The organism is Burkholderia ubonensis (assembly GCF_001718695.1).
Classification (GTDB): Bacteria; Pseudomonadota; Gammaproteobacteria; order Burkholderiales; family Burkholderiaceae; genus Burkholderia; species Burkholderia ubonensis_B.
In genome coordinates this window covers 127,368-146,544 of the sequence record NZ_CP013421.1, presented here as the reverse complement: position 1 = coordinate 146,544, position 19,177 = coordinate 127,368, and the positions used below count along the sequence as shown (strand labels likewise).

Below are 19,177 nucleotides of genomic sequence, written 5' to 3'. Positions count from 1 at the left end.
GGCGGCCGGCTCAATGCACCGTGCAGACCATGCACGGGTCGAAGGACCGCACGATGTGCTGGACCGCCACGGGCGTCGTCTCGCCCGGCTCGACCGGCGCGCCGATCAGCGCGGCTTCGAGCGCGCCCGGACGGCCGCCGGCATCGCGCGGCGAGAAATTCCACGACGTCGGCGCAATGATCTGATAATTCGCGATCCTGCCGTCCTTCACCGCCAGCCAATGGCCCAGACTGCCGCGCGCGGCTTCGTTGAGGCCGACCGCGCGGCCCTCGTCCGGCAGCGCGAAGGCCGCGCAATACGGCATGCCGGGCGCGAGCGCGCGCACCCACTGCTCCATCATCGGCACGACGCGGGCCAGCTCCAGCAATCGCGCCAGCACGCGCGTGTACACCGAGCCGCCGCAACGCGCGACGGCGTCGGCGATCAACGGGTGACCATCCGCCAGTTGCCGCGCGATCGCACCGGTTTCCAGCACCGCGCCGTTCAGCCGCGGCGCCTTGTTCCAGGTGTAAGCGCCCGGCTTGTCCGCGCGCGGCTCGGTGAGCCCCGCAAACGGATGCCGCGCGCCGCCCGCATCGTCCAGCCATGCATGCGTCGCGTCTTCCGTGATCGCGTCGAGATCGAGCGCATCGGCCTGCTTGCGCTGCGCGTCCCAGACGCCGCCGCGGAACGCGTGCGCGCCGTCCGGTTGCGGATACGCGCCATACGACAGGTACAGGTCGGGGCCGGCGCCGAGGCGGTCGAGACCGAGATCGTCGGCGAGCGTCAGGAAGAACCGCAAATCGCCACGCCGTTCGCCGCGCGCGCGCCAGGCGGCGAGCGCGGCTTCGCTGTCGAGCTGCGCGATCTCCTCGAGTGGCGCGTCGAACAGCACCTCTTCGAGAAACTGCCGGAATTCGCCGATGAACCCCAGCAGGCGGATCCGCTCCGCGTTGTCGATCGCGCGCGCGCTGCCGCCGGGCTGGATCGAACCGGTGTGCGGCCACTTGCCGCCGAGCGTGCCCATCAGGCGTAGCCAGCGTTGCCGCGCGGCAAGCGAGGCGCGGTGCCGTTCGCCCTGATAAGGCGTGAAGCGCGACACCGCTTCGGCGTGCCACGCGCGCGCCGCATAGACCGGCCGCACGAAATCCGGCATGAAGAACAGATAGAAGTGACTGAGGTGATCGGCGAGGTTCTCGGCGGCGAGCATCAGGTTCGTCGCGATCTGGCCGTTCGGCGCGGGCGTCACGCCGGCCAGGTCGGCCAGCGCGCGCGCGGCCGCCACGCCCTGCGACACCGAGCAGATACCGCAGATGCGCGGCACGTAGACGAGCGCATCGAGCGGATCGCGATCGAGCAGGATCTGCTCGAAACCGCGAAACATCGTGGCGTTCACATGCGCGTCGCTGACCCGGCCGTCGACGACCTCGATGCGCACCTCGAGGTCGCCTTCGACGCGATTGAACGGACCGATCACGAGTCGAGACATCAAGACACCTATTTATTACGGGGCCGCGAACGGACCGCGGGCGCGACTTTCAGATGATCGGCCGTCGCGTTTTCGCGCACGCGCTTCGGCGTCGCGGCCTTCGACAACGACGCGAGCGCGACGAACCACGCCTTCGGCATGTCGCTCGGCAAGCCGATCGGGATGCCCGCGACGTTCGGCGTGCGGTGGAACGCGTGGCCGGGCTCCTCGAAGCCCGGCTCCGTGCAGTTGATGCACGCATAGCCGCCGCGCGTGCACGAGCCGTCGCCGTTCCACAAGCGCGTGTTGCAGTCGGCATGCGCCTGCGTGCCCTTGCAGCCCATGTGCTCCATCATGCAGCCGAGATCGGACGGACGCACGGCGCTCGCCTTGTACTCGTAGAACTCGTTGCGCGTGCAACCGTGATGGACGAGCTGGTCGGCATAGAAGCGCGGCCGGCCGAGCGTATCGAGCGCGGCCGGATCGAGCAGCGACATCGACAGCGCGCTCAGCGTCTCGACGACCCAATCCGGATGCGTCGGGCAACCGGCCACGTTGACGACCGGAAAGCCGCTGCGCGACCGGTACGCCGCGCCCAGCAGCCCGCCCGGCTGATCGCCGTCGTACTGGAGCCCGCAGGCATCGGCCGGATTCGCGCCGGCCGCGGTGATGCCGCCGTAAGCGGCGCAGGTGCCGATCGCCACCGTGTAATGCGCGACGCTCGCGAGCCGGGCGACCCAGTCGATCATCGGCACCCCGGTGCCGGCCAGCACGTGAAAACGCCCCGTGCCGTTCGGGCCGCGCAGCATCGCGCCTTCGACGCACAGCGCATGCAGCTCGACGGTACCGTCGAGGCACGCCAGCAGCACGTCGCGGGCGTCCGCGCCGGTTTCGAGCGACAGCGACGGATGCCACAGCAGCCGAATGCCGGCGCGCGACAGCATGCCGGAGAAGTCCGGCGTGTCGGCGCACAGCAGCGACATGTTGCAGCCGCCGCAGCCGCCCGACTGCAGCCACAACACGTTGAACGCGCCGGTGCCGTCGGGCGCGCGGGTATCGACGCTCATTTCTTCTCCAGACCGAATCGCTGCATTTTCTGGCGCAGCCCGGCGCGCGACAGGCCCAGCTCGGACGCGGCGCGCGTCTTGTTCCACCGGTGCCGCAACAGCGCCTCCTTGATCAACATCGTCTCCATCGCATCGAGCCGCTCCTGCAACGTGCCGGCCGACGCAATCTGCGCTTCCGGCCGGCGTGCGGCCGGCCCCGACTGCCCGCGCAGCACCTTCGGCGAAAACGCGTCGGCGCGGATCAGGTCGTCGTCGCTCAGCGCGACCGCGCGGTAGATCTCGTTGCGCAGCTCGCGAATGTTGCCCGGCCACGCATAGCCGAGCAGCACCGCCAGCGCATCGCGGGCGAAGTCCAGCCCGGCCGGGCGCGACTCGTGCTCGGCGATGGCCTGCAGCAGCCGGTGCGCGATCGGCACCAGATCGCCGCTGCGCTCGCGCAGCGGCGGCAGCGCCAGCGTGGCCGTCGCGATCCGGTAGTAAAGATCCTCGCGGAAACGCCCGGCCTCGACTTCGCGCTCGAGGTCGCGATGCGTCGCGGCGATCACGCGGACGTCGACCGGCACCGCGCGCGTCGCGCCGACCGGCCGCACCTCGCCTTCCTGCAGCACGCGCAGCAGCCTGACCTGGAAGGCGAGCGACGTGTCGCCGATCTCGTCCAGGAAGATGGTGCCGCCGTTCGCGCGCTGAAATAGCCCCGCGTGGTCGTGAACCGCGCCGGTGAAGGCGCCGCGCTTGTGGCCGAACAGCTCCGATTCGAGCAGCGTGTCGGCCACGGCCGCGCAGTTCTCGACGACGAACGGGCCGGCCGCGCGCGGGCTCGCGTAGTGGATCGCGCGCGCGAGCATCTCCTTGCCGGTGCCGGACTCGCCGAGGATCAGGATCGACAGGTCGTAGCGCGCGAGCTTCGACGCGAGCTTGCAGATCGGATCGAGCGGGCTGCCCGGCGCGCGCACGATCGCATCGAAGCCGAGCGTGTTCTGCACCTGCGCGAGCTTCTCGTGGCTGCGCTGCCGCAGCAGCGGGACGCTGTTGCGCAACTCGAGGTCGAGCCGATGCATGTCCTGCTGCAGCGACTGCGCCTCCGCGGCCTGGCGCACCGTGTGGAGCAGATGGTCGGGCATCCACGGCTTCAGCACGAAGCGGTGGATGCCGGCCTGGTTGATGCCCGCGACGATGTCCTCCGAATCCGTGTAGCCGGACACGATGATCCGCACGGTGTCGGGCCACGTCTCGCGCACTTCGGACAGGAACTCGACGCCCGTGCGCCCCGGCATCCGCTGATCGCAGAGAATCACGGCGACCGGCTGCTGTTGCAGGATCGCCCGCGCCTCGTCGGCGGAACTCGCGGTGAGCACCTCGAACTCCTCGTCCAGCACGCGGCGAATGGTTTCCTGCGCGCGCAGCTCGTCGTCGACGACCAGCACGGTGGGGGGCCTGCGCAGCGGCGCCGGATCGGGTTCGGGGTCGGTGCTGGGATGGACGGGTAAAGGCGAGCTCATGGGTCGATCGAGGCCGTGCAGATCCGGCCGATTCAGGCCCGCCGCACGCGGAATGCGGCAGCAGGCGGCCTGACAACGCGCATGATACCCGCGTCGGACGATCCTCGCCGTTCCGCGGCGTCAGCAAATGCGCGGCAGCTGTTCGCCCGACAGCCAGTCGGCGATCCGCCGTCCGCCGAACTTCGTCTCGACCTGCACGAAACCGTGCGCGTCCTCGGTCACCTCGCCGATCTGCACGGCGTGCGCGCCGAGCGGATGCGCACGCATCGCGGCCAGCAGCGCGGGCGCGTCCTCGGCCGCGCAGACGGCGACGAGCTTGCCTTCGTTGGCCACATAAAGCGGATCGAGGCCGAGCAGCTCGCATGCCGCGTCCACTTGCGGCAGCACCGGAATCGCGTCCTCGCGGATCAGCATGCCGACGCCCGACTGGCTCGCGATCTCGTTGAGCGTGGTCGCCAGCCCGCCGCGCGTCGGGTCGCGCAGCACGCGCACGCCCGGCACGGCCGCCAGCATGCTCGCGACCAGCGTGTGCAGCGCGGCGCTGTCGGAGCTGATCTCGACGTCGAACTCGAGCGCCTCGCGCGTCGACATGATCGCGACGCCGTGTTCGCCGATGGTGCCCGACAGCAGCACCGCATCGCCCGGGCGCGCGAGCGCGCCGTCGATCCGGATGCCCGCCGGCACGACGCCGACGCCCGTGGTCGTGATGAACACGCCGTCGCCCTTGCCGCGCTCGACGACCTTGGTGTCGCCGGTGACGATCGGCACGCCGCACTCGCGCGAGGCGTTCGCCATCGATTCGACGATGCGCTTCAGGTCCGCCAGCGCGAAGCCTTCCTCGATGATGAAGCTGGCGGCCAGGTACAGCGGCCGCGCGCCCGACATCGCGACGTCGTTGACCGTGCCGTGCACGGCCAGGCTGCCGATGTCGCCGCCCGGAAAGAACAGCGGCGACACGACGTGCGCGTCGGTGGCCATCACCACGCGCTCGCCGGGCGCCGTCGCAGGCGGCGCGAACGCGGCCTGATCGTTGCCTTGCCGCAGCCATTCGTTGTCGAAGGCGGCGACGAACAGCTCGCGGATCAGCTGCGCCGACGCGCGGCCGCCCGCGCCATGACCCATGTCGATCCGGCCGTCGCGGAAATTGAGGGGCCGCACGTACGCGGGCTTGGTGCGAGGGGTCGGTGTCGAGCTCATGCGGGTACCAGCGGAATGTCCTTGAAACGGCCATACGAGTAATGCGCGGCGCACGCGCCCTCGCTCGACACCATGCACGAACCCATCGGATTCTCGGGCGTGCACACGGTGCCGAACAGCGAGCAGTCGCGCGGCTGCTTGAGGCCGCGCAGGATCGCGCCGCACTCGCATTTGCGGTGGTCGGCGACGGGCCGGTAGACCAGCCCGTAACGCGCTTCGGCGTCGTGGCGCGCGTATTTCGCGCGGATCCGCAGGGCGCTGGCCGGCACCTCGCCCAGGCCGCGCCACTCGAAGCTCTCGCGAGCCTCGAACACGTCGTCCATCAGCGCCTGCGCGGCGGCGTTGCCGGCACGCGTGACCGCCCGCGAAAATTCGTTCTCGACCTCGGCGCGGCCGTCGTTGACCTGGCGGATCAGCATCAGGATCGCCTGCATCACGTCGAGCGGCTCGAAGCCCGCGATCACGACCGGCTTCCGATAGTCGCGCGCGAAGCCCTCGTAGGGCGCCGAGCCGATCACGATGCTGACGTGCGCGGGGCCGATGAAGCCGTCGAGCGGCACGGCGTCGGCCGCCACGGCCGGCGCCGCGAGCAGATGCGTGATCGCGGCGGGCGTCAGCACGTGGCAGCACAGCACGCTGAAATTGTCGACGCCGGCAGCGGCCGCGTCGCGCACGATCAGCGCGGTGGGCGGCGTGGTGGTCTCGAAGCCGATCGCGAAGAACACCACCTCGCGATCGGGATTCAGGCGCGCGATCTTCAGCGCGTCGAGCGGCGAATAAACCATCCGGATGTCGGCGCCGTGCGCCTTCGCGCGCATCAGCGACATCCCGCCGGAGGCCGGCACGCGCATCGTGTCGCCATAGGTGCAGACGATCACGCCGCGCTCCAGCGCGAGCTGCACCGCGAGATCGATGCGTCCGACCGGCAGCACGCAGACGGGGCAGCCGGGGCCGTGGATCATCCGCACGTTGTCGGGCAGCAGGTCGGTCACGCCGTAGCGGGAAATCGCATGCGTGTGACCGCCGCAGAATTCCATGAAGTGATAGCGCGTGCCGGGCTGCGCCTCCGCCTGAATGCGCGCGGAAATGCGTTCGGCGAGCGCGCGGTCGCGGAATTCGTCGATGTACTTCATTGCGGCGCTCCGCTCGGATGCACGTCGCCGTCGCCGGCCGCGTGCGCCAATTCGCCGAACAGCGCGAGCGTACGCTCGGCCTCGTCCGGATCGATCCTGCCGAGCGCGTAGCCCACGTGCACGATCACGTATTCGCCCAGCCGCGCGTCGGGGACGAGCGCGAGCGAGATCGTCTTGCGCACGCCGCCGAGGTCGACGACGCCCATGTCGGCGTCGCGCAGCTCGACGACGCGTGCGGGAATGGCTAGACACATGTCGAAACTCCTTCGGACGTCGCGCGCACGGCGCCCGACGTCAATGTATGCGCGGCGACCCATGCCTGGCCCAACGCCAGGCCGGCGTCGCCGCATGGCACCGACGACGGCGCGCAGCTGCGCACGCCGCGCGCGTCGAGCGCGGCGCGCAAGCGCGCCGACAGCAGCCGGTTGGCGAAGCACCCGCCGCCGAGCAGCACGGCACGTCCGTGCGCGGCCGCGGCGGCCCACGCGGCGAGCGCGTCGGCGAGCGCGAGATGAAACAGCGCGGCGCCGTGCGCGCTCGCGCCGGCATCGGCCAGTTCGAGCACGCGAACCAGCAGCGGGCGCAGGTCGAGCTCGCCGTCGTCCGCGATGCGCCACAGTCCGTCCGTATCGGGCTCGGGATGGTCGCGCAGATAGTCGGCGGCGTGTCGTTCGAGCGCGATGGCAGCCTCCGCCTCGGTGCACTGATGGCGGCAGACGCCGAGCAAGCCGGCGGCCGCGTCGAACCACCGGCCCGCACCCGTGCTCGGCGGACAGTTCAGGCCGCGCGCCAGCATCGTGCCGATCGTGCGCGCCGCGCGCGTGCCGACGTCGCCGCCGAGCCGCGCTTCGATCTCGTCCGCGCGGCCGAGCGTGTGCAGCGCCGCCGCGGCCATGCGCCACGGCTCGCGGGCCGCGACGTCGCCGCCGGGCAGCGCGAGCGGCGTCAGATGCCCGAGCCGCCGCCAGCCGTCCGGCGCGACCTCGAGCAGTTCGCCGCCCCAGGCGGCGCCGTCGGTGCCGAGCCCGACGCCGTCGAGCGCGAGGCCGACGACCGGCTCCGCGAGCCCATGCTCGGCCGCGACCGCGCCGATGTGCGCATGGTGATGCTGCACCGCGATCGCCGGCACGCCGAGGCGCTCGCTCCATTCGACGGCCAGCCGCGAGCTGTGGAAATCCGGATGCAGGTCATGTGCGATCGCGCGCACCGGCCGACCGGCTTGCCGGGCCGCATCGACGAGCGACGCGACGGAGGCCTCGAGCGCGACGCAATGGCGCGGATCGTCGAGATCGCCGTGCAGCGGCGACCAGTACACGTCGCCGTCGACGTACACGCACGCGGCATTCTTCAGCCACGCGCCGGTCGCGAGCACGGTGTCGGCGCCCCACGCGCGCGGCAGGCGTTCGCGCCGCAGCGTCATGCCGCGTCTCCGGCGCGACGCTGCTGCGCGCGCAGCGCCGCCAGCTCGGCCTCCAGCTCGCCGATTCGCGCGGCCAGCGGACCGCGCGCGTCGCCCGTGCGCAGAACCCAGTCGAGCCACGCGTCGATCCCGTCGCCGGTGGTCGCCGACACGCAGATCACGTCGAGCGCCGGATTGATGCGGCGCGCGTATTCGATGCAGCGCTCGACGTCGAACTGCACGTACGGCAGCAGGTCGGTCTTGTTGACGATCATCAGCCGCGCGGCGGCGAACATGTCCGGGTACTTGAGCGGCTTGTCCTCGCCTTCGGTCACCGACAGGATCGCGACCTTCGCGTCCTCGCCGAGATCCCACAACGCCGGGCACACCAGATTGCCGACGTTCTCGATGAACAGCACGCTGTCGGGCTGCTGCGCCGCGCCGCGGCGCTCGGACGAAGCGTGCGCGTCGTGCGGGTGGTGATGATCGTGATCGTGGTGGTGATGTTCGTGGCCGTGGCCATGCGCGTGGCCGTGATCATGACCATGCGCGTGCAGCGGCAGCCGTTCATAGGCCGCCGCGACCATCGCCGCATCGAGATGGCATCCCTTGCCGGTGTTGACCTGGATTGCCGGCGCGCCGGCCGCGCGAATGCGCTCGGCGTCGTTCGCGGTTTGCTGGTCGCCTTCGATCACGGCGATCGGCAACGTCGGCGCGCGCGCGCGCAGCGCAGCGATCGTCGCGCACAGCAGCGTCGTCTTGCCCGAGCCGGGGCTCGACACGAGATTCAGCGCGCGTACGCCGTGCGCCGCGAAATGCCGCCGGTTGTGCGCCGCATGGCGATCGTTCTCGCCAAGCACGTCCTGCTCGATGCGCACCGTGCGCCCCTGATCCAGGCCATGCACCGTGACGCCGGCCGGCCCGAGGCCGTAATGCAGGTCACCGCTCGCCGCATCGGCGCGCACGTGCGCTTGAGCGTCGTGGTGCGCGTGATGCGCATCGTGCCGATCCAGGTGCGCCCCGTCGGGGCTGTCGCAGCCGCATACCACGCACATGTCGTTCTCCTTCCGCAATTCGGTTGATTTCAGGCATCGTCGACGAGCATGTCGACGATGCGCAATTCCGTGCCGCCGTTCGGCTGCAGCCAGTAGCCGCCGCAGCGGCCGCACGGCTCGCCGCGCGCGGCCAGCGGCACGTCGCAATGACAGTTCAGGCACCACGCGCGGCCCGGCGGCTCCGCAATCTCGATGCGCGCGCCGGCCAGGCACGTGCCGGGCGCCATCGCGTCGAGCGCGAAGCGCAGCGCGTCGACCTCGACGCCCGCGAGCCGACCCACTTCGAGCCGCAGCACGTTGACGCGCGCGAAACGCTCGCGCGCGGCGGCTGCCTCGACCGCCGCGAGCACGCCGCCCGCCAGACTCACTTCATGCATGTCGATCGGTTTCCATTCGTATGATCATCGTCGCGCCGAACCGGCGCGGCGGTTTCGAGAGCATAGGCGATGCACGGATCGAACGCGCCCATCAATGCGCCGACGCGTGCCGCGAGCCCGGCATCGCCGCCGCCGTCCGGCCGCACATCGACGCGTGCGAGCGCGTGCGCGAGCGTGCCGTCCGGATGAAAATTCCACTCCGTCGGCGACGCCACGCGGTAGTCGGCGACGCGCGCGGCGTCGCCGGGCACGAGGCGGACCCAGTGGATCAGCACGCCGCGCGCCGTCTCGCACCATGCCAGCGCCTCGCCGGGCGCGAGCGCCAGCGCGCCCGATCGCAGCGCGAACGCGGCCGGGCCGCCGGCGGCGAGCCGCGCCAGCTCCGCGACACGCGCGCCGAGCCGCAGCCATGCGCTGTCGTAAGCGGCTGCGTGCGGATCGCCGCAGCGGGTCCAGACGCCGGTTTCGGCCGGCGCGCCGTCCTGTTCGGGCCGCTGCGCGAAGCGCGGGTCGCCCGCGATCGCCGCGCCGATCCGGCGCAGCCGCGCGCGGTCCGCGCCGTCGATACGCAGCGCGCGCGGCGGCATCCGCAGCGCGTCGGCGACCGTGCGGCAGTGCAGCAGCAGCGACGCCGGGAAGCTCGTCGCGCGCGCCGTCCATGCGCTCAGACAGGCGCGCGGATCTTGATCCCAGCGGGCGAGCCAGCCGTCGGCCGGTTCGCCGAGCACGTGACGTTCGATCCATTCGCGCGTGCCGGCCGCCCGTACGTCGGGCAGCGCGCACGGCGCGCCGCCGACGAGGCGCGCGGGCCAGTCGAGCCAGATCCGGCGCAGATGCTCGGCGATCGTTTCGCGCGCGAGCGTGGCCGAGCGTGCGTCTTCGCCGTCGCGCTCGCCTTCACCACGGCTCGCGTCATGGTCATCGCCCGCGCCGTTGCGATCGACGTTGCCATCAGCGTCGCCTTTGCCACCGCAATCGCCAGCCGCGCCGCCCGCATTCGCATATGCGCCGGCCGCCGTCACGGCAAGCTCGGCGCACAGCGCATGCGCGCGCCCGCAGAGCGAGAACACCGCGGACAGCCGCGGCGCGGCCAGCGCGGCCGGCTGACCGGCGAGCAGCAACCCGGCGAGCGGCGGCCGGCCGCCGTCGATGCTCGGCGAGCGGCCCGGGCGCACGACGTATCGCCCGGCCAGCGCGGCGAACCCGGACGTATCTTCGCTCGTGCTCGCGACGCCCGTCATGCGCCGGCCTCGCGCGTCGCGGGCCGGCGCAGCAGGAACTCGCGCCGGCTCGTGCGCGGCGGCGCGTCGGCGGCCGCGGAGCGCAGCTGGGCGAGCACCGCGCGCGCAGTCGCCACCGCGCTCGCGTGATCGCTGAAGTCGAACATCGGCGAAAACAGCGAACAGCACGCGTGCGCGCCGGCCTGCGGCACGTGCGCGCCGATCCAGTCGAACTCGACGGCGCCCACGCGACGCGCGGCCAGCTGCCCCGGCGACGGGCACGGGTGAGCCGCGCTGTTCCCCCCCGGCAGCCACACGAGGTTCATGAACCACGGCGTGACGAGGATGCCGAGCAGATCGCCGCTGGCATCGCCGCGCGCAGGATACGGCCCGAACGCCACGGCCTCGACCCGCAAGCCGGGATGCACGACCGGCATGCCGAGCATCGTGGTCGCCGCGACCGTCGTGTAGTGCGCGACGAGCGCGCCGATGCGCGGATCGGACGGTCCGCCCGGCAGGGATGCACGCAACGCATCGCCGTCGCGGGTCGGGCTTCGCGTGGTCAACGTCAGTCCCTCAGCACCATGAATTGCTCCGCATCGCCGTCGCAGGTCGGGCAGCGCCAGTGCGCCGGCAGCGCGGCGAACGGCACGCCGGGCGGAATCTGCCAAACCGGATCGCCCTGGCGCGGATCGTAGATCCACCAGCAGATCTTGCATTCGAGCCGCGTATCGGCCGCGATCCGGCTGCGATCGCCGAGATAGCTGCCTTCGAACAGCGCCGCGGTCTGGTTCATGGTCACGCCTCCTCGACCCAGTCGATCAATTGTGCGAGACGCTCGTGCGAGTCGTCGATGTCCTCGGGCGCCGCCTGGACGATCTCGGGCAGATCGGTGATCTCGATCGTGTTCAGGATCAGCGTGTCCTGCGAGTTGAAGTACGCGATGCGCCAGCAATGAACGACGCCGGTGCTGGCGATCCGGCAATTCCCGTAGCCGCGCGACAACACCGACACCGGCCCGCCGCCGAGCACCGCGTCGATGAACGCGCCGTCTTCGGACGACAGCGGCAGCAGCGTCAGGTTGATCACGTGCGGCGCAGCGCCGGCACGCCAGCGGGCGACCTGGTCGCGCACTTCGGTGAGGATCGCCGGCGCGTTCATCACGCCGCTCGGGTGCGTGTCGGACACCGGCAGCTCGGGCGCGGCCGCTGCGTGCGCGGCCGCTGCCAGCGCGGCCGGCGCGCCGCCGACCTCGATGCGCTCGGCGCGGCCGGCCGGGCCGTCCTCGGCGATGCGCCACACGCCCGCGAACACGGTCTCCTGGATCAGCACGCTGCCGGCGTCGGCGGTGTCGATGCGCGCGCTGACCTCGCCTTCGCCGAGCACCGCGTTCAGGATGCGCAGCGCATCGGCGTCGCAGGCCGTCAGATCGATCGGCGCGGGCTGTTCGCCGCGGCGGCATGCGTCGAGCGCGTCGAGCACGGTGAGCAGGATGCCGCGCACCACGTCGAGCGCACGCGCGTCGGCGCGCTCGGGCAGCGACGGCGCGACGAACGTGTGCATCGCCTGCGGCATCGGCATGTAGTCGAGCACCGCATCGCCTTCGGGCTGGCTGCCCGGGCCGAACGGCACGACGGGGACGGGAAAGGTTTTCATCTGCATGGTCGGCGAGCGTGAATTCAGTGGCAGCCGGACGAGCCGCCGGCGACGTTGACGGGAATGCCGATCGACGGCGCACGCGTGGTCGGGCCGGCGAGCGCGTCGGCGACGCACTTCACGTAGTCGTCCCAGTCCATCATGCCGGACAGCACCGTCACGTACTGGCCGTCGCGCAGCCACAGCAGCGCGGGCCAACGTAGCGAGCCGAAGCGGCGCGCGATCGCGTTCTCGCCGGCGCGCGTCGCCACCGCCAGCCGCAGCGCCCGGCCGAAGCGGACCGCCGCGACGTGCGCGAGCTCCGGCAGCACGGCCGCGACGTCGAGCGATTCGGGAAACCGCACCGGGTCGCCCATCAGCAGCACGACGCACTCGCCGCCGTCGGCGAGCCAGCCGTCCAGCGTGTGCTCGTCGACGAAGGTCGCGTGCGCTTGCTCGATCAGCCGCTGCACGACGGCCGGGCAATCCTGGCCGGCCGCCGCTGCGTTCGGCACATTCGGCACATTGGGCGCGTCGGCCTGCGTTGCTCCGGGCACGGAGCCGCTTGTTTCGCTCATTTCGATTCCTCAGGAACAGCAAGGCTGCCGGCCGCGCGCTGCGGGCCGCCGACGAGCCGGTTCAATTCATCCACGCCGAGCGCCGACGGCAGCGCGAACGCGGCCGGGCTTGCCGCGCCGCCCTCGCCCGCCATCACCGACTCGATCAGCGCGAGCGTCGCGTCGATTTCGGCCGCGCGTGCGGCGTCGAGCCGTTCGCGCGCCGCATCGAGAAACACCAGCAGCCAGTCGCCGGGCGCACACGGCCCGACCAGCGCGGTGTCGACGCGGCGTCGCACGCCGCGGCCGACGCACCACGCATGGCCGGGTTGCGCCTCGACGACCTGCATCGGCAGCCCTATGCACATGACGGCGGCTCCTTGGCGAGCGCGCGCACCAGCACGCGTTCGTCGCCGATGCGGCACGCGTCGGCTTCGCTCGGGCGCTCGCCTTCGTAGCGCGCCAGCGCCAGATGGTGCAGCGTGACGGCTTCGTCGTCGCGCAGCGCGGTGCGTCGCGGCAGCGGCGCGCCGCCCCACTCGCGCAGATACGCGACGCCCGCGTCCAGCGCCCGCTCGAGCGCCGCCTTCACGCACGGACGCAGGCTGCCGCCGTAGTCCTCGATCTCTTCCGGCTGGCAGCCGATCAGCACCACGCGGCGCGGATACTTGCCGGTCAGTTGCGCGAGCATCAGCACTTCCTGGAAGCCGGTCTGGTGCAGGCTCATCTTGCGCACGCCGAGAAACTTCGGCACCTCGTCGTCCTCGACGATCTTCAGCTCGCCGGGCGCGAGGCCGTAGTCGACCGCATCGAAGATCAGCAGGAAGTCGGCCGCCTGCACATGCTGGATCAGATAGAGGCCCTGCGTGCCGCCGTCCATCAGCGTGACGTTCGGCGCGCATTCGAAGCGCTGCTGCAGCGCCTCGATGCAGCGCACGCCGAAGCCTTCGTCGGCCCACAGCACGTTGCCGATGCCGAGCGCGACGATCGCGGCGCCGTCCTGCGCCGACGGGATGGTTTGCGGGGAAGTGTCCATCGGCGCGTCAGTCCTTGAACGTGCGGTAGCCGGAGATCATCGAGCCGACCACGCTCTGGCGTCCCATGATGTCCTCGCGGATCGCCGCATACACGTGAAGGATCACGAACAGCAGGATCGCCCACATCCCGAGGTGGTGCCACGTATGGACGCCCTGCGACTGGCCGAGCAGCGGCCGGATCCAGCCGAACGTGCGCTGCTGCCAGGAGCCGGCCTGTGCGCCTTCGCCGTACAGCGCGAAGCCGGTCACGACCATGAACAGCGAGACGGTCAGAAACACGAAGAACATCGCGAAGCGCGACAGCGGATTGTGGCCGCTGTACTGCCGCGGACACGGGCCGAGGAACATGTAGTAGCGCAGCATCCCGAACACGTCGAGCCAGTAGTCGCGCGTGAACACGGGCACCCAGAACATCTCGCGCGCGTGGTGGTTGCCCACCAGCGCCCAGTACGCGCGGCCCGCGAGGCCGACCGCGAACAGGTACGCGGCCGCGAAATGCGCGAACCGGATGTACCCCATCAGGAAATGGGCGCTGGCCTCGCCCGGTTGCGTCGCGAGCGGCGAGCCGATCAGGTAGCCGGTGATCGACAGCACTGCGATCGACGCCGCGTTCATCCAGTGCCAGATGCGCACCGGCGCTTCGTACACGTAGATCGCCTTGGCGGCCGGAACGGTATCGGGCGCGCGGCCGCGCCGCGACTGCGTTTGCATCGTCATCATTCTTCCTTGCCGCGCGGGCCGGCCGAAGCCGGCCGCGACGGCGTCCTGTTGTTACCGGTGGTGCGTCAGGCGACGGTGCGTCGACGCGGGAAGTATCGCCAGCGGCGCGGCACGATCAACGCACCGTGACGGTGGTCATTTCCGCGCCGTCTTCGCTCATCACGTGCGTCGAGCAGGCCATGCACGGATCGAACGAGTGCAGCGAGCGCAGAATCTCGACCGGCTGCTCGGGGTTCGCCATCGGCGTGTTCATCAGGCTCGCCTCGAACGCGCCGATCTGGCCTTTCGCGTCGCGCGGGCCGCCGTTCCACGTGCTCGGCACGACGCACTGGTAGTTCTCGATGCGGCCGTCCTTGATCTTGATCCAGTGACCGAGCGCGCCGCGCGGCGCGGCGACGGTGCCCACGCCCTTCGCCTCGGCCGGCCACGTCGACGGATCCCACTTCTCGACGTTGGCGGTCGACGTGTCGCCGTTGCGGATGTTGTCGACGAGCCGCTGCCAGTCGTCCGACATCATCTCGGCGCAGTACTGCGCTTCGAGCGCGCGCGCGAGCGTGCGGCCGATCGTGGTCGGCAGCAGCTGCTTCGCGCCGAGCGTCGTCTCGGGCAGCCCGAGGAGCTTCGGCATGTCCTGGTTGACCGACTGCAGCGCCGCGTCGATCTGCTCCTTGATCCGCGCGCCGTGCGGGTTGCCCTGCTTCGCATGCGCATAGCCGAGGATGTAGCGCGCGAGCGGCCCGACCTCCATCGCGTGGCCGCGCCAGCGCGGCGCCTTGACCCACGAATACTTCGCGCTTTCGTCGACCGATTCGATCGCCGTGCGCGTGCCCTTCGTGTTCGGCCCGAGCTCGTAGTGCGGCTCGGTCATGCCGTCCCACGGATGCAGGCCGCGGTCGTTGTCGGGGTACTGGTACCACGAATGGGTGACGAACTCCTGCACCTGCTCCGGATCGCGCGCGTCGACCGGCAGGATGTTGTCCCAGTCGCCGTTCAGGATCGCGCCGCCCGGCATCTGGTTGGTGGACGGGTCGTAGTTGACGAGCGGATACGTGCCGTAGTCCATCACGTTGGTGGCGGCGAGGCCGCCGCCATGCAGCCAGCCGCGCGCCTTGTAGATCGTGCCGATCGCGAGCAGATCGGGCACGTAGACGTTGCGGCAGAACGTCTCCGCCTGATCGATCAGCGAGCGCACGAAGTTCAGGCGCTCCATGTTGATCGGCGCACCGGCCGCGAGATCGCCGTCGATGTTGATCGCGCACGGCACGCCGCCGACCAGGTAGTTCGGGTGCGGGTTCTTGCCGCCGAAGATCGTGTGGATCTTGACCCACTCCTTCTGCAGGTCGAGCGCCTCGAGGTAATGCGTGACGGCCATCAGGTTCGCTTCCGGCGGCAGCAGATAGGCCGGATTGCCCCAGTAGCCGTTCATGAACGGGCCGAGCTGGCCGCTTTCGACGAACTTGCGCAGCCGCGTCTGGATGTCGCGGAAATAGCCCGGCGACGACATCGGATGCGACGGCGACACGCGCTGCTGGAGTTCGGAGGTGAGCTTCGGGTCGGCCTTCAGCGCGGACACGACGTCGACCCAGTCGAGCGCGTGCAGGTGATAGAAGTGCACCGCGTGGTCATGCACCTGCAGCGTCTTCGCCATGATCTCGCGGATCAGGTGCGCGTTCGGCGGAATCCGGATGTCGAGCGCGTCCTCGACCGCGCGAACCGACGCCAGCGCGTGGCAGCCGGTGCAGACGCCGCAGATGCGCTCGACGAACGCCCACGCATCGCGCGGGTCGCGGCCCTTGAGAATCACTTCGAGTCCGCGCCACATGGTGCCGGTGGACACCGCGTTGCGGATCACGTTGTTCGAGTCGACGTTCACTTCGACCCGCATGTGGCCTTCGATGCGCGTCACGGGATCGACGACGATCCGGCGTCCGCTGTTGTCGAGCTGAAAACCCTGGGTGGAATAGGCTGTCATGCTGTTGTGTAGTTCCTGTGCGTGTGGGGGCTGCGCGTGGCGTCGGGCGGCTAACCGCTAGCGGCCGTCGCGATCGCGTTTCGAGCTGACGCGCTGAATCGCCGAGGCGGCCGCATGCGCGGCGGCGGCGGCGCCCAGGACGACGGCCGCGGTGCCGCCGATCTTGTCGGCGTTCGCTTCGACGCCGAACTGGTTGATGTGGGTCAGGCGGTCGTAGAACGATCCCTTGTCCCAGAAGCCGTCCTCCGAGCAGCCGATGCAGCCGTGTCCGGCCTGGATCGGGAAGCTGGTGCCGCCGTTCCAGCGCACCGTCGAGCACGCGTTGTAGGTCGTCGGACCCTTGCAGCCGACCTTGTACAGGCAGTAGCCGCGCCGCGCGGCGTCGTCGTCCCAGGCCTCGACGAACTGTCCGGCGTCGAAGTGCGGGCGGCGGTAGCACTTGTCGTGAATGCGCTGGCTGTAGAACATCTTCGGCCGGCCCTGGCGGTCCAGCTCGGGCACGCGGTCGAACGTCAGCATGTAGGTGATGACGCCCGTCATCACTTCCGCGATCGGCGGGCAGCCGGGCACCTTGATGATCGGCTTGTCGGTGATCACCTTGTGGATCGGCACCGCCTGCGTCGGGTTCGGCTTCGCGGCCTGCACGCAGCCCCACGATGCGCAGGAACCCCACGAGATCACGGCCTTCGCGTCCTTCGACACGCGGCGCAGCTGATCGACGAACGGCTTGCCGCCGATGATGCAGCTCATCCCGTCCTGGTTCAGCGGCGGATTGCCCTCGACGGCGAGGATGTAGTTGCCCTTGTACTTCGTCATGACCTCTTCGAGGATCGCCTCGGCCTGATGGCCGGCCGACGCCATCAGCAGATCGTCGTAGTCGAGCGAGATCATCGACAGCACGACGTCCTTCGCGAGCGGATGCGCGGAGCGGATGAACGATTCCGAGCAGCACGTGCATTCGAGGCCGTGCAGCCACAGCACCGGCGTGCGGGGCTTCGTTTCCATCGCCTCGACGATCCTCGGCATGAAGGCCGGCCCGAGGCCGAGCGACGTGGCGGTCAACGAGCAGAACTTGAGGAAGCTGCGGCGCGAGATGCCCTGGCGGCGCATGACCTCATAAAACGTTTCAATCACGGTGTGGTTCCTTGATGGCCATCTGGCCGACGGCCCGGCATGCGGGGGCGCTGCCGGAGCGGGCGCCGGAGCGTGGCTTCGGCGTGAATGCCGTGCTTTAAAACAAGAACCGTGCCAGGGCCGCGCCGACACGGTACGGGCAGGCCCGCTCGGCGCCATTGATCTGTATCAAAAAGGAAAAATCGGCGCCGGGGCCGGTGCGGCGGCGGCGCACGCCGGTTGGGCGGGTAGTCACGGCGCATCCGGTTGGCCGGCCAAACTGGCAATGGCGTGACCAGCGCGTTCGCACGGCCGCGCGGCGGCACGCGGCGCCCGGCTCGGCGGCGATGCCCGGCGGCATATGCGCGCGGTCGGGCGTGATTCCAATTGGAACGGAAGTTGCATGAGTCAGCGGCTTTGTCGCGCCGCGCGCTCATGTGCCGCTCATGGCGCGCGGTCCAGCAAAGCGGCACAATGCGGGCCGCTGCCGCACGCGCCATTGGCCCATTGCGCGGCAACGCAACCGCTTCGACTCAGACACGATGGAACTTTCCGTGAACGCCTTCCTCCCGCCGCAGCGACGCTCATGCGCCGCGCCTCTCGCGCCGTCACGCCACGGTGAGCGCGCCGCACCGCACGCGGCAGCCCGTGTACCGGCCGTGCGCCGGCGGTCGTCATGACCGCGCCCGTCCCGCCCGGCGCCGGCGTTCGCGCAAGCGGCGCGCGCGGCAAGCTCGTCCTGCTGCTCGCGGCGCTCGCGGCGTTCAACCTGGCCGCCTGGGGCTGGGCCGTCGCCGTGTTCGGCGGCCAGCCCACGCTGATGGGCGCCTGCGTGCTCGCCTACACGTTCGGGCTGCGCCACGCGGTCGACGCCGACCACATCGCCGCGATCGACAACGTGACGCGCAAGCTGATGCACGAAGGCCGGCGTCCGCTGACCGTCGGGCTGATGTTCTCGCTCGGGCACTCGACCATCGTGATCGTCGCGTCGGCCGCCATCGCGGCCGCGGCCTTCGGGTTGCGCGAGCGCCTCGCCGCGTTTCACGACATCGCCGGCACGATCGGCACGCTCGTGTCGACGACGTTCCTGCTCGCGATCGCCGTCGCGAACCTCGTGACGCTGCATTCGGTCGTCCGCACGCTGCGCCGCGTGAAACGCGGCGAGCGATACGCGGACGCGCATGCCGACACGGCGCTGCACCACCACGGATTTCTCGCACGGCTGCTGCGGCCGGTCCTCCGGATGGTCACGAAAAGCTGGCACATGTACGTGCTCGGCGCGCTGTTCGGGCTGGGTTTCGACACCGCCACCGAGATCGGCGTGCTCGGCATCTCCGCCACCAGCGCGGCGCACGGAATGTCCGCGTGGTCGATCATGGTGTTTCCCGCGCTGTTTACCGCGAGCATGTCGCTCGTCGACACCGCCGACAGCATGCTGATGCTCGGCGTGTACGGCTGGGCGTTCCGCGAGCCGGTGCGCAAGCTCTACTACAACGTCGGGATCACCGCGCTGTCCGCGGCGGTCGCGCTGCTGATCGGCTGCGTCGAGGGCTTCGCGCTGCTCGGCGACACGTTCGGGATCCGCGGCGCGTTCCGCGATGTCGTCGATGCGTTGAACGCGCATCTCGGCGCGCTCGGCTACGCGATCGTCGTGCTGTGCGCGGCGAGCTGGCTCGTGTGCGCGGCGATCTATCGGTTCAGGCGCGGCAGCTTCGCGCCGCTCGCCGAGCACGATCACGGCTAGGCGCC

The 19,177-nt window shown here is 70.5% G+C and carries 20 protein-coding genes; 1 reads left to right on the top strand and 19 read right to left on the bottom strand.

The genetic code is table 11. The features are described from left to right. Positions 1-10: 10 nt before the first annotated feature. From WJ35_RS15625 to WJ35_RS15535, 19 genes are all read right to left on the bottom strand, one after another. Positions 11-1,468: a nickel-dependent hydrogenase large subunit gene (locus WJ35_RS15625; RefSeq protein ID WP_011880080.1), complete on the bottom strand. Its 1,458-nt coding sequence runs from the start codon at positions 1,466-1,468 to the stop codon at positions 11-13. An 8-nt stretch (positions 1,469-1,476) separates the two neighbouring features. Continuing rightward, positions 1,477-2,514 (bottom strand): NADH-ubiquinone oxidoreductase, encoded by a 1,038-nt coding sequence (locus tag WJ35_RS15620; protein ID WP_011880079.1) that lies wholly within the window; start codon positions 2,512-2,514, stop codon positions 1,477-1,479. Next, complete coding sequence (locus WJ35_RS15615; RefSeq protein ID WP_059475439.1) at positions 2,511-4,013, bottom strand: sigma-54-dependent transcriptional regulator; 1,503 nt, start codon at positions 4,011-4,013, stop codon at positions 2,511-2,513. Before WJ35_RS15615 ends, WJ35_RS15620 begins: the two co-directional genes overlap by 4 nt. Positions 4,014-4,133: 120 nt before the next feature. Then, on the bottom strand, positions 4,134-5,210 hold the full coding sequence (gene hypE, locus WJ35_RS15610) for a hydrogenase expression/formation protein HypE (RefSeq protein ID WP_011880077.1): 1,077 nt from the start codon (positions 5,208-5,210) through the stop codon (positions 4,134-4,136). Further along, positions 5,207-6,343: a hydrogenase formation protein HypD gene (gene hypD / locus WJ35_RS15605; protein WP_011880076.1), complete on the bottom strand. Its 1,137-nt coding sequence runs from the start codon at positions 6,341-6,343 to the stop codon at positions 5,207-5,209. Before hypD ends, hypE begins: the two co-directional genes overlap by 4 nt. Next, positions 6,340-6,597: a HypC/HybG/HupF family hydrogenase formation chaperone gene (locus WJ35_RS15600; RefSeq protein WP_011880075.1), complete on the bottom strand. Its 258-nt coding sequence runs from the start codon at positions 6,595-6,597 to the stop codon at positions 6,340-6,342. Before WJ35_RS15600 ends, hypD begins: the two co-directional genes overlap by 4 nt. Continuing rightward, complete coding sequence (locus WJ35_RS15595) at positions 6,588-7,763, bottom strand: hypothetical protein (RefSeq protein WP_011880074.1); 1,176 nt, start codon at positions 7,761-7,763, stop codon at positions 6,588-6,590. The genes WJ35_RS15600 and WJ35_RS15595 overlap by 10 nt, the downstream gene beginning before the upstream one ends. Beyond that, the gene (gene hypB, locus WJ35_RS15590; RefSeq protein ID WP_011880073.1) at positions 7,760-8,797 is read right to left on the bottom strand and encodes a hydrogenase nickel incorporation protein HypB; all 1,038 of its coding nucleotides are present in this window, start codon (positions 8,795-8,797) and stop codon (positions 7,760-7,762) included. The genes WJ35_RS15595 and hypB overlap by 4 nt, the downstream gene beginning before the upstream one ends. 29 nt (positions 8,798-8,826) lie before the next feature. Further along, positions 8,827-9,174, bottom strand: a complete 348-nt coding sequence (locus WJ35_RS15585) for a hydrogenase maturation nickel metallochaperone HypA (protein WP_011880072.1) — start codon at positions 9,172-9,174, stop codon at positions 8,827-8,829. Further along, entirely contained in the window at positions 9,162-10,415 is a 1,254-nt protein-coding gene (locus WJ35_RS15580) for a hypothetical protein (protein ID WP_011880071.1), read from the bottom strand. Before WJ35_RS15580 ends, WJ35_RS15585 begins: the two co-directional genes overlap by 13 nt. Next, positions 10,412-10,960, bottom strand: coding sequence for a [NiFe]-hydrogenase assembly chaperone HybE (gene hybE, locus WJ35_RS15575; RefSeq protein WP_080484347.1), 549 nt, complete (start codon positions 10,958-10,960; stop codon positions 10,412-10,414). Before hybE ends, WJ35_RS15580 begins: the two co-directional genes overlap by 4 nt. A 2-nt stretch (positions 10,961-10,962) precedes the next feature. Beyond that, positions 10,963-11,190 (bottom strand): rubredoxin, encoded by a 228-nt coding sequence (locus tag WJ35_RS15570; protein ID WP_011880069.1) that lies wholly within the window; start codon positions 11,188-11,190, stop codon positions 10,963-10,965. Positions 11,191-11,192: 2 nt separating this feature from the next. After that, positions 11,193-12,056, bottom strand: a complete 864-nt coding sequence (locus WJ35_RS15565) for a hydrogenase expression/formation protein (RefSeq protein WP_011880068.1) — start codon at positions 12,054-12,056, stop codon at positions 11,193-11,195. A gap of 17 nt (positions 12,057-12,073) precedes the next feature. Continuing rightward, positions 12,074-12,607 carry a hydrogenase gene (locus WJ35_RS15560; RefSeq protein ID WP_011880067.1) on the bottom strand — a complete coding sequence of 178 codons (534 nt, stop codon included), beginning with the start codon at positions 12,605-12,607 and terminating at the stop codon, positions 12,074-12,076. Then, complete coding sequence (locus tag WJ35_RS15555; RefSeq protein ID WP_045579643.1) at positions 12,604-12,954, bottom strand: HypC/HybG/HupF family hydrogenase formation chaperone; 351 nt, start codon at positions 12,952-12,954, stop codon at positions 12,604-12,606. Before WJ35_RS15555 ends, WJ35_RS15560 begins: the two co-directional genes overlap by 4 nt. Next, positions 12,945-13,622 carry a HyaD/HybD family hydrogenase maturation endopeptidase gene (locus WJ35_RS15550; protein ID WP_014725812.1) on the bottom strand — a complete coding sequence of 226 codons (678 nt, stop codon included), beginning with the start codon at positions 13,620-13,622 and terminating at the stop codon, positions 12,945-12,947. The genes WJ35_RS15555 and WJ35_RS15550 overlap by 10 nt, the downstream gene beginning before the upstream one ends. Before the next feature lie 7 nt (positions 13,623-13,629). Then, positions 13,630-14,340 carry a Ni/Fe-hydrogenase, b-type cytochrome subunit gene (cybH, locus tag WJ35_RS15545; protein ID WP_011880064.1) on the bottom strand — a complete coding sequence of 237 codons (711 nt, stop codon included), beginning with the start codon at positions 14,338-14,340 and terminating at the stop codon, positions 13,630-13,632. A 118-nt stretch (positions 14,341-14,458) separates the two neighbouring features. Continuing rightward, positions 14,459-16,315 carry a nickel-dependent hydrogenase large subunit gene (locus tag WJ35_RS15540; protein ID WP_011880063.1) on the bottom strand — a complete coding sequence of 619 codons (1,857 nt, stop codon included), beginning with the start codon at positions 16,313-16,315 and terminating at the stop codon, positions 14,459-14,461. 57 nt (positions 16,316-16,372) lie between these two features. Further along, positions 16,373-17,446: a hydrogenase small subunit gene (locus WJ35_RS15535; protein WP_034192889.1), complete on the bottom strand. Its 1,074-nt coding sequence runs from the start codon at positions 17,444-17,446 to the stop codon at positions 16,373-16,375. A 658-nt stretch (positions 17,447-18,104) separates the two neighbouring features. Between WJ35_RS15535 and WJ35_RS15530 the strand changes: the two genes are divergently transcribed. Then, positions 18,105-19,172, top strand: a complete 1,068-nt coding sequence (locus WJ35_RS15530; RefSeq protein WP_011880061.1) for a HoxN/HupN/NixA family nickel/cobalt transporter — start codon at positions 18,105-18,107, stop codon at positions 19,170-19,172. The last annotated feature ends 5 nt before the right edge of the window (positions 19,173-19,177 follow it).

Coding starts and splice junctions, on each gene's coding strand:
- WJ35_RS15625 (WP_011880080.1), bottom strand. CDS start 1,468: ATGTCTCGACTCGTGATCGGTCCGTTCAATCGCGTCGAAGGCGACCTC.
- WJ35_RS15620 (WP_011880079.1), bottom strand. CDS start 2,514: ATGAGCGTCGATACCCGCGCGCCCGACGGCACCGGCGCGTTCAACGTG.
- WJ35_RS15615 (WP_059475439.1), bottom strand. CDS start 4,013: ATGAGCTCGCCTTTACCCGTCCATCCCAGCACCGACCCCGAACCCGAT.
- hypE (WP_011880077.1), bottom strand. CDS start 5,210: ATGAGCTCGACACCGACCCCTCGCACCAAGCCCGCGTACGTGCGGCCC.
- hypD (WP_011880076.1), bottom strand. CDS start 6,343: ATGAAGTACATCGACGAATTCCGCGACCGCGCGCTCGCCGAACGCATT.
- WJ35_RS15600 (WP_011880075.1), bottom strand. CDS start 6,597: ATGTGTCTAGCCATTCCCGCACGCGTCGTCGAGCTGCGCGACGCCGAC.
- WJ35_RS15595 (WP_011880074.1), bottom strand. CDS start 7,763: ATGACGCTGCGGCGCGAACGCCTGCCGCGCGCGTGGGGCGCCGACACC.
- hypB (WP_011880073.1), bottom strand. CDS start 8,797: ATGTGCGTGGTATGCGGCTGCGACAGCCCCGACGGGGCGCACCTGGAT.
- WJ35_RS15585 (WP_011880072.1), bottom strand. CDS start 9,174: ATGCATGAAGTGAGTCTGGCGGGCGGCGTGCTCGCGGCGGTCGAGGCA.
- WJ35_RS15580 (WP_011880071.1), bottom strand. CDS start 10,415: ATGACGGGCGTCGCGAGCACGAGCGAAGATACGTCCGGGTTCGCCGCG.
- WJ35_RS15570 (WP_011880069.1), bottom strand. CDS start 11,190: ATGAACCAGACCGCGGCGCTGTTCGAAGGCAGCTATCTCGGCGATCGC.
- WJ35_RS15565 (WP_011880068.1), bottom strand. CDS start 12,056: ATGCAGATGAAAACCTTTCCCGTCCCCGTCGTGCCGTTCGGCCCGGGC.
- WJ35_RS15560 (WP_011880067.1), bottom strand. CDS start 12,607: ATGAGCGAAACAAGCGGCTCCGTGCCCGGAGCAACGCAGGCCGACGCG.
- WJ35_RS15555 (WP_045579643.1), bottom strand. CDS start 12,954: ATGTGCATAGGGCTGCCGATGCAGGTCGTCGAGGCGCAACCCGGCCAT.
- WJ35_RS15550 (WP_014725812.1), bottom strand. CDS start 13,622: ATGGACACTTCCCCGCAAACCATCCCGTCGGCGCAGGACGGCGCCGCG.
- cybH (WP_011880064.1), bottom strand. CDS start 14,340: ATGACGATGCAAACGCAGTCGCGGCGCGGCCGCGCGCCCGATACCGTT.
- WJ35_RS15540 (WP_011880063.1), bottom strand. CDS start 16,315: ATGACAGCCTATTCCACCCAGGGTTTTCAGCTCGACAACAGCGGACGC.
- WJ35_RS15530 (WP_011880061.1), top strand. CDS start 18,105: ATGACCGCGCCCGTCCCGCCCGGCGCCGGCGTTCGCGCAAGCGGCGCG.